Below are 12,504 nucleotides of genomic sequence, written 5' to 3'. Positions count from 1 at the left end.
CGCCCGTCGCCAGTTGTCTTACCAGCGTCGTCTTTTAATATCTCAGTAATTTCCCCGGTTTGGCCGTGTAAGCGTTCAAAGTCAGGATCATTTTGATCCGGTATATCGAGACGGACATGGTCACCTACATCGAACGCACTCATCGAATGAGGGTCTGAACTACTTTGTGAAAATAATGGGGGTCAAGTCAAATTCCCTCTTGAAAAAGATTGATTGGGGCTCCATCAAAAAGACAAGGGTCGCTGGCTTGTTTCAAATATTAATCAAATCCATCATGCGGTCATTAAAATTATTACACAAAACTAAAATTCCTATCAAAAGGGGTTCCAATATTGTCTCGAGGGATATATACCTTTAAGTGTGTGCCATCAAATTGAAGAACAAATGAAGGGGTTCGTTAAAACGCCAGATCAGATTGCTGAGCGAATGGTAGAACTTCTTTTCGATACGTCCCCCCCTACCAAAGGAGATAGAATTCTTTTCCCTGGCGTAGGAGAAGGGCCATTTATTGAAGCGGTCCGCGATTACTGTCTTGACCACGGGCATCCTATTCCAGAGGGGATTGCTTGTGATACCCACAAAGGCCGACTTGAGAAGGCTCGTAGTCAGTTTGAGAATGCACCTGTTCAATTTGAAGTATTTGATTTCTTGGATAGTGAGCGCGATATTGGGGAATTCGATTATATTATCGGAAATCCGCCTTATGTTCCCATCACAGAAATCGACGAATCAAAGAAAGATAACTACCGCAACTGTTTCAAAACTGCGGCAGGCCGGTTTGATCTATATATTTTGTTTTTCGAGCGAGCTCTCAATTTGCTCAATGACGGAGGGAGGCTGGCATTTATCACCCCAGAAAAATTCGAATACACGGAGACAGCTAACGTTCTGCGGCAGCAATTTTCTTCATATCATTTACAGCGATTAGAGCACGTGAGTGAGGACTCGTTTCCGAGCCACACGACATACCCAACAATATCCATTGTTAGTAACACGCCTTCCAATGGGACGAAAGTAGTACCTCGACAGGGAAATACACGTGAGGTTTCCCTTCCATTTGATGGGTCCCGGTGGTCACAGCTGGTTCGAGATATTGATCCAGACCTTGATTTGACTGGTGTTTCATTGGGCGATATTACGGAGCGAATTAGCCCCGGAATGGCGACAGGAGCAGATTCTGTATTTGTATTTTCACAGGGGGAAGCACCTTCTGAGTTTGACCAGTGGAGTGTACCGACTATTTCGGGAAAAGAACTCGAGCAACAGTCGATTTCCAGAAGCGTTGATCCAACTGCAGAATTCCTTTGTCCGTATGATGACTCAGGTAACCTCATCGATGAATCGGATCTTGATACATTTGGCGAATGGCTCAATGACGTGCACCGGTCAAGACTAGAAGAAAGATCGTGCTTTCAGAAGGGGAGGCGAGAGTGGTATGCATGGCATGAAAACCCACCGATGGATCAGATGCTGCAGGAGAAAATTCTCTTTCGAGATATCACTGATAGTCCCCGATTCTGGTTAGATGAGCGAGGAGACATTGTTCCGCGCCATTCCGTGTATTATCTCATTCCGAAGGATAGCGTTGATATAGTAGAATTACAGTCATATCTAAATACGGATAAAGTCGAACGATGGCTGCGAGCTACCTGTGATCATGCTCGCAATGGCTACCTTCGACTCCAATCCAAGGTACTTGAAGATCTTCCAGTCCCAAAGCGCCTTTCCAGTAACCATCAAACTGAACTCACATCATCTAGTTCAGACAGCTTGACCGACAGTTCAAAGGTGAACGCAACTGAGCAAACGGACGATGACTGATTCAGACCACTTTTGTGAACTCCCGGGACAGGTCCTGAAGTTATTCCAGCAAGGAGATTACTCCGGCCAAGGACGCAAGCAAACCGACGTGATCTGCGAGGCAGTGGGAAGGGACATATTATCAAGGAGTGACATCCTGCTTGAAGCAGCTCGGGAAGGTGAGTTAGTCGCTGAACGAAATTATTCCCCGTCCGGACACAGTTTCTATCACGATGTTGATTACGTGATTGGTACTCCAACAGAGCCTCCACAACGACAGATATCGGGCGCAGCTGAACTAAATGCGGGAAGCGTTGATGATGTCTGGTTTGCCCTGAACGTTGAATCGCTCGTTTCTTCGGTGGGCAAAAATTGGATAAATCGTGGTAAAGAGATTCACTCCTTCTATCTTGGAGTCTATGATACCGCTCCACTTGCGGCGACTGGGAGTATTATTGTATTGAACGTTGGGGATCTGTCTCGGGACCCTGAAGAGATAATCAATGGATATCGGGAGTTCGAGTTTGCTGATGGGTCAATTGCACAGAGTTTAGATTCGCTCGCAATCATCCCGATCCGGTACGATGAGGAAGCACCGCAAGAGGCTGAATTGGAAACTGGTCTCCTCTCGGAGGAAGACCAGTTACACTACTCCTCATTTTCGGATCTACTTTCCGCAGCGCTTGAGCAACGATTCCAGGGGGAATTCCGAGTCTCCCCAGACAGCGTGAAAACAGTCCTTTCACGGCAAGAAAGCGAAGTTCTCGAATTCAAAGAACAGCTGCCGAATCACCGTGATAAAGTCGCTCAAGAAGTAGCCGCGCTCGCAAATAATGAAGGTGGGACCATTCTGATCGGTGTTGATGATTCCGGAACCCCAGTTGGTCTTGATTCTATCGATCAGGTGGAAGAAACGGTAGCGAATGTTCTGAGCAACGATCTCTCAAACGTCATCCGAGACATTGAGAAAGCTCGCGTCGATGGAACAGATATCCTTATCATCAACGTGGACCGAGCAATTGAAGTTCCGGTTGACGTTGACGGGACGTTCTTCGTACGAACCGGAACTACGACTGACAGACTGACGGGGCGAGAAATTCTGGATGGGTTCCCACGAGAAGTTGGACGGCATGACGGGATTTAGACCGTGTGGGCGGTATTGCCCGCTATATCTGCTCCCAGAGATCGGGGACTTCGCTTGGTGATGAGACGCTAAAATATCGATAATTCATCTGTAGCAACCTCTGGCGCTTTTCCTCGTCGCCTGCTCGGACGTGTTCTTTCTGATGGTCCGGGCCATCGACGAATACTGCAATGGGTTGTGGTCGTCCTGCAGACTCATAGAAAAAGTCGGCTTCAACTACTGGTTCTTCCCCGTCATATATCGTCTTTTGTGCCTCATCAGGAAGGGGATAGCCTTCGTCTCGGACACGTTCGAGGACATCGAGTTCTAAGCTAGATTCACAAGTACTCCTGAGATCCTGGTATCTCTCCTCGTCATAAGTGCGATCAATCGGATTCAGGGTCAACGACTGTGCTCCTCGAAGCCATGGCATGACTAACTCTCTATCGAACAGTGGATGTTCACGCTGATTATAGTAGGACATCAAGCACTCGTAACAGGCCCGCTCGCATCCATCGGGATCATTGGCGTGAAGTACATCAAGTGCCTCTCGAATTGCCCGAGCAAAGCGATTCTTCGTTGGATCAGTTAGATCGTGTAGCGCACCAGCACCGCCTTCACTTGTCTCGTGAATTACGATAGTAAGGTCGCCATGATCGCCTGGCGCTGGCTTAATGAAGGTCGAAAGCTCTTGTTCATCAAGATCGAATTCGACGAGAATTCCCTGATAAAGAGCTTCTTTAAGTGTGTGGAAGAAGGATTCCGACCGGTTTTCATCCACCTGGCCGGGTAAGGGCGTCGTCACGGTCACGGTATCATGTCCGCCCTCTGTGTAGAGTTCGATACCCTCGCGAACTGCGTCCTCGTCTGCATTCGCATAGCAGCCGTCGTCAACGTGGCCTTCGATCTGATTATAACTCGTGAGCCATCGGTTACACTCCGTACACAGGGCAAAGCCCTGAAGCTCGTCGTCGTCTCTGCCCCGGATTCCGGAATTGACCGTGACTATCCGCGCATTCGATTCATAAGTCACATGGGCTGAAACCCCATCGCCCGCAAGTTCGTACTCGGTCGCATTCCGGCGTTCATAGTATTGTTCGATGTCATAGCCTTCCCTCTGTCTCTCCTCGTCATCACTGGTGATGTTTTCCTCCGGGCGGGCCCGCTGGTCCGGGAGTTCCATTGCGTTCGGGTTCGTGTGAACTCCGTCGAACGTCTCTCCACAGGCCGGGCAGCCAGCCGCCTCTTGTGCATCATCACCCATCAGAATCGTCTCACAAGCAGGACAAACGATCTTATGGCGCGTAACCGGTTCGGCATCGCGAGTCTTCGGCCTGGCGTACTTGACGCCATGTCGTTCCCCGCGGTAGTACACGTGATTTCCGGGAGCGAATTCGCGGATCGCCTGTGCCTCGTCCCGCTGAATATCGTCTTCGAGCGTCGTGAATCCAAGTGTGCAGTTCGATCGAGGGAAGCCATAATTCGGTAGGAAACCCTGTGAGCGAAGATACTGGTAGGAGTAGAATCGCTTCCCTCCATCCCGCATGTTTTCCAGGCGACGTTCGATCGCGTCCCGCTCCTGCCGTTCAAGGTATTCCCCGCCTTCGGCACCGAGTTTCTTGTTCAACCGACGAAGTTCTCTGGTCAGCCGACTGTATTCAATTCGCCACGGATCGAAGGCTTCGTCAAAATTGCCAACGAACTCATCGACACGTTCCTCGATAAATTCGTCGGTGAACCAGTCAGTGTACTCCGTGTGTTGACGCTCTCTGCTGAAGGCTTGTTTGACGGCCTGGATGATTTCGTCACGGTTCGATTCTACCGCAGATTCCAAGTCGTCACGATAACTCCCATATAGCTCGTAACTGTTTTCGGTTGCTTTGATATCCAAGATCTGTTTGATCTTTCCCTGTAGCTTGAAGTCGATGACTTCGAGCACGAGGGCGTTGATATGTGCTTTCAGGAGATCTCGGTTGTTGAGGAGAAACGTCGGTGGTGAGATTTCACCAGCGATGATCCGCTCCGGACGTTGGTAGAAATACTGATCATGCGAAGCACGACCGAAGCCACTTCCACAGAATGTGGTCACAAGCGACGGTTGGTCCTGACGACCTGCTCGACCCGAGCGTTGGGCGTAATTGCTGGGATTCGGCGGCACGTTACGCATAAAGACGTTCGAAAGATCTCCGATATCGATCCCCAGCTCCATAGTCGGAGTGCATACAATCGTGTTCAGGTTCCCGTCCTCGCGGAACTGGGTCTCTAATTCCTTCCGAAGCTCTCCTTCGATCTGGCCACTGTGTTCGGCTGCGAAGATGTCCACCGCTTCGTCGAAGGAGAGGGTATACAGCTCGTGAAAGTACGAATCGCGGAGGTCGGTCTGCTCGGGCGTTACGTTTCCACAGCTACTGTTGAGGCACATCTCGAGACGATCTCGAGTAACGACGGTCTTACACTTCGGACAAACCGAAACATCACTCGGATCGTGCGGAACCAACTTAACGAGCCCGGAGTTGAGCATGTAGGCTTTGCGCCCGCGATAGATGGGCGCTTCCACCAGAAGGGGAAGCTCATCGGGATTGCTTAGGAGATCTCGAACTCCTTTAATGACCTCGACAGCTCGATCCGAATCGACATCTAGTGCCCTAGTCGTCCACTTGACGTGGCGAGATCGCCAGTGGGTAAACCGGTGAATTTGTTCAGTGCCACTTGTGTCTGCTGAGTCACTGAATCCTTCAGGGAACCTGAAGAATTGCTGCTTGTGAAACTGCGCATCGTCATCGAGATTGTTGATGACGTCCCTCCGGAAATCACCGAAGTTGGTGAAAATGTTGTGATTGAGCGCCGCAGTTCGCCGGAACAAGTCGAGGAATGCCTTACAATATTCGTGTCTGACAGCCGGGTCGGCGTCAGCTAATTCCGGCACGTCTTCCCAGGCTTCGTCGATTTCCGCGAGATCCTCGAGGTGCTCATACTCAACATCGATGAGACCGACGTCTTCGAGGCTCTGCTGACCACGTTGCTGGCTTTTCCTGAGTTCGAGCAGCGTATGGAACTCCAGATATCGGCTATATCTCCCCTTCTCGTCGTCAGGAACGCCGAACCGGGTAGTTTGGAGGCCATCAGGTAGTGCATCATTGCTATCTAAGACGTCGAAGGTACGGTTTCCGATATCAGCGAGGCTCACACGACCGTTTTCCTGCAACGCACCGTAGAGCGCACGGCGGAACTTCACCCGCTGATAGAGATTATTGAGGTGGGCAGCCTGCAATGCGGTGTCCTGTCGATTGTCGCTGAAGGCGATCGTCTTCTGTTGAGGGTCGGGCAATTCCTGCATCGTCGAGCCGATGAGGACGTCAGTCGCGGTCGATCGACCGACTGTCCCGAACTTGAACATCTTCGAGAGCTCCATCGCACGACCCATTCGCGTGTGACTTACCCCGCAGTTGCCACAGAAGAGGAACTCCGCCTCCGTCCACATTACCTGAATTCCTTGCGTGGCGAAACAACCACAATCGAGCTGTCCGCTCTCGAGGTGGCCGTCAGTCAGGCGATTATGTTGGGGACAGTAGGTAGCTGGTTCAGGAACTGCATCGACCCAGGTGTCCCTGAGGACATCGTCGTCATCGAACCAATCGGCCGGGAGCGGTGTCTCTTCCCGGTCCCACTCCCCTCGCATGACGTATCCTGCTGTCTCGTCGTCTTCGACACTGAGATCGCTCACCTCACGTGGCGCCAGGTGGCCATGGTCGTCACGGACTACAGTGTAGTATTCCTGGCCACAGGCGCGGCAGAAGGACAGCGGGAAGGCCTTGATATCCCGGTCGTATTCCCGAGCACAATGACGACACTGAAGGTCTCCAGCGTCGCTTAAATGGGGCTCTTCGTCCTCGAGCGTTTCCTCGGTGAGACACGCGACCAACCCAGAGCCCTGGCTAAAGAACGAGTGGAGTTTCGGCACGAAGATCGGTTGTTGGTCGCCTTGGACCTCCGTCGTTCCGACGGTGCCCGCAAGTAAGGCAGCTTGGAGTTCTCGACGAGCTTCATCAGCTGTCGCAGCAGGCCGGAAGTTCTCGCGGTATTCCTCAACGAGCGATTCTTCCGCTTGTTCGGCGGCTTCCCCGGACGGTTGGATCTGTTGACTCTGGGTGCTAAGCTGTTCGTCGAGGAAGGCAACGGTGGGGTGATCGAGGAGAACCTCTCCAATGGCTTTGGCGGATTTCGTTTCTTCCTTTCGGAGCGATCGCTCGGTGATCCGTTCTGCAAGTTTGGTCGCCTCATCCGCAGATCCATCGAACCGCTGGATGTCCGCCTGAGTTACTTCGACGCGTTCGGGGAGATTCGCATCCCCGGTCAGCTCGAGAGTATAGTGAGACTCGCCAATGACTCGGTCCGGATCGACGGGCGATCCGAAGATCCGTTCGGAGAACTCGGCAATCTCCTCGTCGGCGTCCAGGCCCTCCTCGCTCTGGACGGTCGCTGAGGTCCCGATGCAGGTCAGCCCTTCGCCCGCGCCAGTGTGCTCACGCAGTCGCCGGATGAGGGCCGCGACGTCGGCCCCCTGATGGCCGGTGTAGGTGTGGATCTCGTCGAGGACAAGGAACTCGAGGGCACCGTCGTGCTCAGGCGGGAAGAGTTCCTTATCCTGATGACGAGTCAGAATGTAGTCCAGCATCACGTAGTTGGTCATCAGGATGTCCGGCGGATCCTCGCGGAGTTCCTCCCGGGAGACGACCTCACAGTCGTACGGCTCGTCACGACCGAATTGATTGAGGAACTCCGCCTCGCTGTCGGGATCCGTGGGTGTGTCCCCCGTGTAGAGACCGAGCTTGAGACCAGACCCATCGAGTCGTTCGGCGAACTCCTCGTACTGCGAGTTCGCCAGGGCGTTCATCGGATAGACGATGACGGCCTTGATCCCCTCCTCGCCTCGGTCGATAGCCTCGAGGCAGTGGCTGACGATCGGGATGCCGAACGCGAAGCTCTTCCCCGACCCCGTGCCAGTTGAGACGATCGTGTTCCCCTCGCGAATCGATTCGATCGCTTCTGACTGGTGCTTGTACGGTTCGATCGGTTCACCGCTCTCGTCATCGAAGACATCGAGGACGCCGGAGTGGAGCGATCCTTCATCGACGAATTCGTGTAGGGATCGACCCGTCTGGAATCGCTCGTTCAGCTGGACGAACGGCTCCTTCCAGAGAACCTTGCCAGTGTTGATCCGCTCGTCGATCCAGGCTTCAATCGTATCGTCGTCGACGTTCTGGAACGTCTCGACGTAATCCCGATACGAGGTTTGGACTTCGTCGAGTGCGTCGAAAGGATTGAGACGGGTGGCCATACTCTTTCATGAGACCACTGATTAAAAATACTGATTGAGTAGAATTCAAATGGGACTAGCGCTGCTAGTTTTCACCATAGGAACAGTTATAAGCTATCCAATCTCTTTGGCTTTATAATACTGATCAGGCAATGTCCAAGCGATTCCCCTCATTGACCGGGATACAATTTGCGTTATGTCGTTTTCTTCAGTGAATATCTCCGATGGGGCCGTATCATCATCTATTTCATCTATTTCTTCTTGTTCCCGGAGCGTCTCTAAAAATTCAATGTACTGAGATATACTGTACAGTGCAACACCTTGTTTAAATGCCATTCTTATTTCTGCCTTTTCAGAACTCTCCAAAGAGTGGCGATCAATGAAGCTTTGCAATTGTACACAGTCCATATTTACAAAAACAGCAATATCTCCTTGCTCATCACTGTAATCATCAATCCTTACTACTTCATTTTCATCGAAATTGTGATCTTCCCAACTATCCTCCTCTACTTCCGTGACACTGGGTAACCGGAATTCGATTTCCTCGTCATTAGGCTCCTTCTCTTCAGTTTTCGGTTCAACACACTGTATCCGAACCGTCGAGGTCAAGGGTTGTTTAGTCGGACGTGTAACTTCGACAGTTATCGGTGTTTCAGTACCTTCCCTCGATCCCTTTAGTGGTTCGACGGTGAGCGAAAGGATACCGGTGCTAAGTTGCCAGGACTTAACTGCTTCAGATGGAGTTATTGAAAGCGATCCCCTTGATTGGTCTCGGTAAAAGTAATTATCTGGCGCATTTAAATAAAATCTCAGACGACGGGTTCCATTAATGGGCACTTCTAACTCAAAGATACCTGCCTCTGAATTCCAAAGGTCATAAGAACCATGTGATCGGAATATTTCAATTGGAGATAGTTTGTCCGGGATATGTGGTGGATCAAATTCCAGATCATCAAGATTTACAGAGACATTCGTTTCCTCAGAACTTTCTTCATCATCCAAAGATGCACTCCCCTCATCTGTGAAATATGAGTGTAAGATGGGATTATCATCTACTACAGTATTGAAGTATTCCTCAAGACTTTCGTCTTGTTCTTCAATAACCTCTTCCCGGCGGAGTCTCTCTTCATTCGACAAGACATCATCCTCTTCGATCGCTTCTTGTAGGCCTGATATTAGATCACGGGCAATTTCCTTATCTGTCAATCTATCTCGGGCTGGCTTGAATAAATTAACAAGATCAGTCCCAGAAATGTCTGAGAAGTCAACGAATACGAGAGTGTCGTCGGCTGTTCGTGGCCGTCCACATCTGTTTTTCAAGAAACTCTTTCCTTGATCACCGTGGGTTTGCCCATTTACAACGAAGAATATTGCTTGACGACGATGCTTTCGGCCGCCTATAAAGAGTCGTTTTTTCTCCTGCTGTTTTTCATCCAAATTCTTATCTTGCTTAAAAAGAATTACTTGAATTTCTCTAGTTCCAATTGCAGAATTATCAAAAGAATATTGTATTCGATGATTGCTTTTGAGAAGTTCTGAATATTTCTCTTCAATATGGGGAAGCATCCCATCTGTTTCATCTTCCATTTGGAAGGAGGAATAGTCTCGACGTTCCTCCAAATTAATCGAAATTGGCGATTTGAGTAGATACCTTTCCAAAAAGCGACGGATATTCCTGTCTGAAGATATTTGGCTTTGCTGATTGACTTGATAATTATAAAGTTTAACCACTGACCCATACTTCCTGCCATTCACTTTGCCTCCAAAAGTCGGAATATCTCCGTCAACTGTGAAATATTCATATCGGGTTTTTTGTTCATTCTTTCGAATGATGCTCCAGGCCCATTGACCCGGATCCTCATGAGAAGCTGATAGAATCAATTTATATCCCTTTTGCCCACAAAATGGTAAAACACCAGAACTACCCATTCCATATTGACCTTGCAAAAACTCATATTCCTGTTTCAGCTTTCCCGGCGAAAGAAGCCCAAGAAAGGTTTCTTCAAATCTTCCATTCAGTTTTCCTTCTCCTGTGTCTTCAACAACCAGACTCAGTGGCCCTCCTTTTTCTCCTTCGGCCGCTAAGACCAGGTCCTCCTTGGACGGCTCAATGAGCTTTTCTGCCGCCTGCTGCATAGTTTCAAACTTTGTATCCTCAAGATCTTCATCTCCGTATCTATGATTATAATTTTTAAGTAATATTGCGTCAATAGAATTCACAATGATCTCCGTGAGAGCTGCTAACGGAGATGCTGCCTGGTTTTCGACAATCCCGTAGTTATTCTCCTGATCACCGAGGGGCACCCAATTACTTTCTTCAAAATATTTGCCGTTGAGGATTTGATGAACTTCCGACTCCGTCCCTGCCTTTAGAAGACTATCGGCATGCTTTTGACTCATTATTTAATCACCCCATGTAAACTCACGCAAACCACATTCATTATCTTCGCTCCATTGTTACGATATCTTCGATCATCGCTTTCATCTCTTCAGAGATTTCGTTTGGCTGCATCTTCTTAGCAACTGCGGCCCCATGCTTTTCCTCACTATACCCAGTCCCTAAGTGTTTTTTAAATAAGGAATCAAACTTCGATTTCATATTTACTCCATAGGGGTCATCCGGTAGGTCTTCTTCTATCTCTTCCTGTTCTACAACCAACGTCTCCGCCAAGGCTCTCGGCGGTTTCGCCAAGTATGACTCGATACAGTAGCCGTCAATCACACAAATTTTTGCGGCCGAGAGGCCCAGTTCACTCGCGATTTCTGATTCCTTCTTGTCTGGATCTTCCCCATCCGAATCGAATACGTACTTATAAGGTATTCCCATTTGACCCAAGAGATCTGGAATCTCGTTAGTATATGGATTCCCGTCTTCAAATATTTCATCTCCTCCAAACTTGACAGGTTCAACCCCATTTATCGAAAACGACAAATCGAGCTTCTTAGCCCAATTGCTAAGTACAACACGATCACTTCGGCCTTCCACAAAGACGATACGATCTGCTTGAAGAAACTCGCTTGTTGGATAACCAATGTCAGTAAGAATTTCGCCTAACTCACCTTGGTTGACGGTATCGATATAAGTGTAATCACCGCGCTTGACAGAGAAAATATCCTCTACGTTTACTTCATCTACAAAGACATCAGAATGGGTGGTGACGATGACTTGTGTATTGTAATCTTGTGCCACTCGAGTGATCATAGAATATATTTCTCGTTCAGCAGCGGGATGGAGATGAAGTTCCGGTTCTTCAATATAGAGGGGACTGTTATCGGATCGAGATACGATTATTTGTGTAACCAATATTAAAATCTCTTTGGCACCAGAGGATAACTCATCTAATCCGATATCATCAGATTGCTGTTCATCAATCCGAATTGTTGGCACTGCATTACCATCCCCGTCCTCGCGTGTTTCAATACGAACCTCATCTACGCCCTCCATTATATCTTCATATTGTTTGCATATCTTACTATATCTACCAGTACCGTCTTCTCGAATCGATTGCAGAAAGGTTGTGAGATTTTCGCCAGTGGGATCTAAATCAGGATCCGCCCCAAATACTCCCCTCTCCTCGGTTCTACGGAATGGTGCGATTATCTTCCACTCAGAAAATTCTCCAAGAATACCTCCCTGAATCGAAGATGGAATAACATCATTTATTTGGTTTGATGGTTTGTCAGATAGTTGGTGTCGAGATCGGTTCTTGTCCATCAATTCATCTAAGTCGAGCAATTCAACAGACTCGTCAGACACATCAAGCGTCCCCAATTCCACTTTAGAACCATTTAGACAAGTGTTAATTGTATTGTGTGAGACGCCAGTTTCGCGAATCGATATTTCATGATTGTACTTTTGAAATGACTCACTGTCCATGAGAGTATCATAGACCGATGCAGACACCTCATGGTTTTCCGACAAACTCTCAATTAGATTCTCTCTAGTCCCCTCTTCAATCTGATATGATATGCTAAACTTGATTGGCTCAGGTTGCTTTCCCCGAGTTACAGCTGATTCATAAAAATCAGATATATCCACATTCCCAGCCACTAAATCCCGATACCGATAGATTGCCTTAACGATATTTGATTTCCCTGCGTTATTTTTACCAATCAATAAATTGAAGTCTCCAAGCCCAATAGATGTTTCGGGAATACTACGAAAATTCTCGATGTCAATTTCGGTGACCTGCATTGATGATGTCCAAAGAAAGTCAGGGTGGAACAATAAAACTGCTCCTGATTCACACTACATTCCAATCGC

The 12,504-nt window shown here is 48.8% G+C and carries 5 protein-coding genes; 2 read left to right on the top strand and 3 right to left on the bottom strand.

What is annotated here, in order from left to right:
- Positions 1-384 precede the first annotated feature (384 nt).
- Positions 385-1,821, top strand: coding sequence for an Eco57I restriction-modification methylase domain-containing protein (locus tag HUTA_RS15085; protein ID WP_015789459.1), 1,437 nt, complete (start codon positions 385-387; stop codon positions 1,819-1,821).
- Positions 1,814-2,944 carry an AlbA family DNA-binding domain-containing protein gene (locus HUTA_RS08365; protein ID WP_079891692.1) on the top strand — a complete coding sequence of 377 codons (1,131 nt, stop codon included), beginning with the start codon at positions 1,814-1,816 and terminating at the stop codon, positions 2,942-2,944. Before HUTA_RS15085 ends, HUTA_RS08365 begins: the two co-directional genes overlap by 8 nt.
- A gap of 22 nt (positions 2,945-2,966) precedes the next feature.
- On the opposite strand, the gene HUTA_RS08360 is transcribed toward HUTA_RS08365, so the two are convergent.
- From HUTA_RS08360 to HUTA_RS15080, 3 genes are all read right to left on the bottom strand, one after another.
- Positions 2,967-8,261, bottom strand: coding sequence for a DEAD/DEAH box helicase (locus HUTA_RS08360; protein ID WP_015789457.1), 5,295 nt, complete (start codon positions 8,259-8,261; stop codon positions 2,967-2,969).
- A gap of 93 nt (positions 8,262-8,354) precedes the next feature.
- Entirely contained in the window at positions 8,355-10,640 is a 2,286-nt protein-coding gene (locus HUTA_RS15280; RefSeq protein ID WP_015789456.1) for a hypothetical protein, read from the bottom strand.
- 40 nt (positions 10,641-10,680) lie between these two features.
- Entirely contained in the window at positions 10,681-12,435 is a 1,755-nt protein-coding gene (locus HUTA_RS15080; RefSeq protein WP_015789455.1) for an ATP-dependent nuclease, read from the bottom strand.
- Positions 12,436-12,504 lie beyond the last annotated feature (69 nt).

The organism is Halorhabdus utahensis DSM 12940 (assembly GCF_000023945.1).
In the GTDB taxonomy this organism is placed as follows: domain Archaea; phylum Halobacteriota; class Halobacteria; order Halobacteriales; family Haloarculaceae; genus Halorhabdus; species Halorhabdus utahensis.
This window is presented reverse-complemented; position numbering and strand designations above follow the sequence as displayed.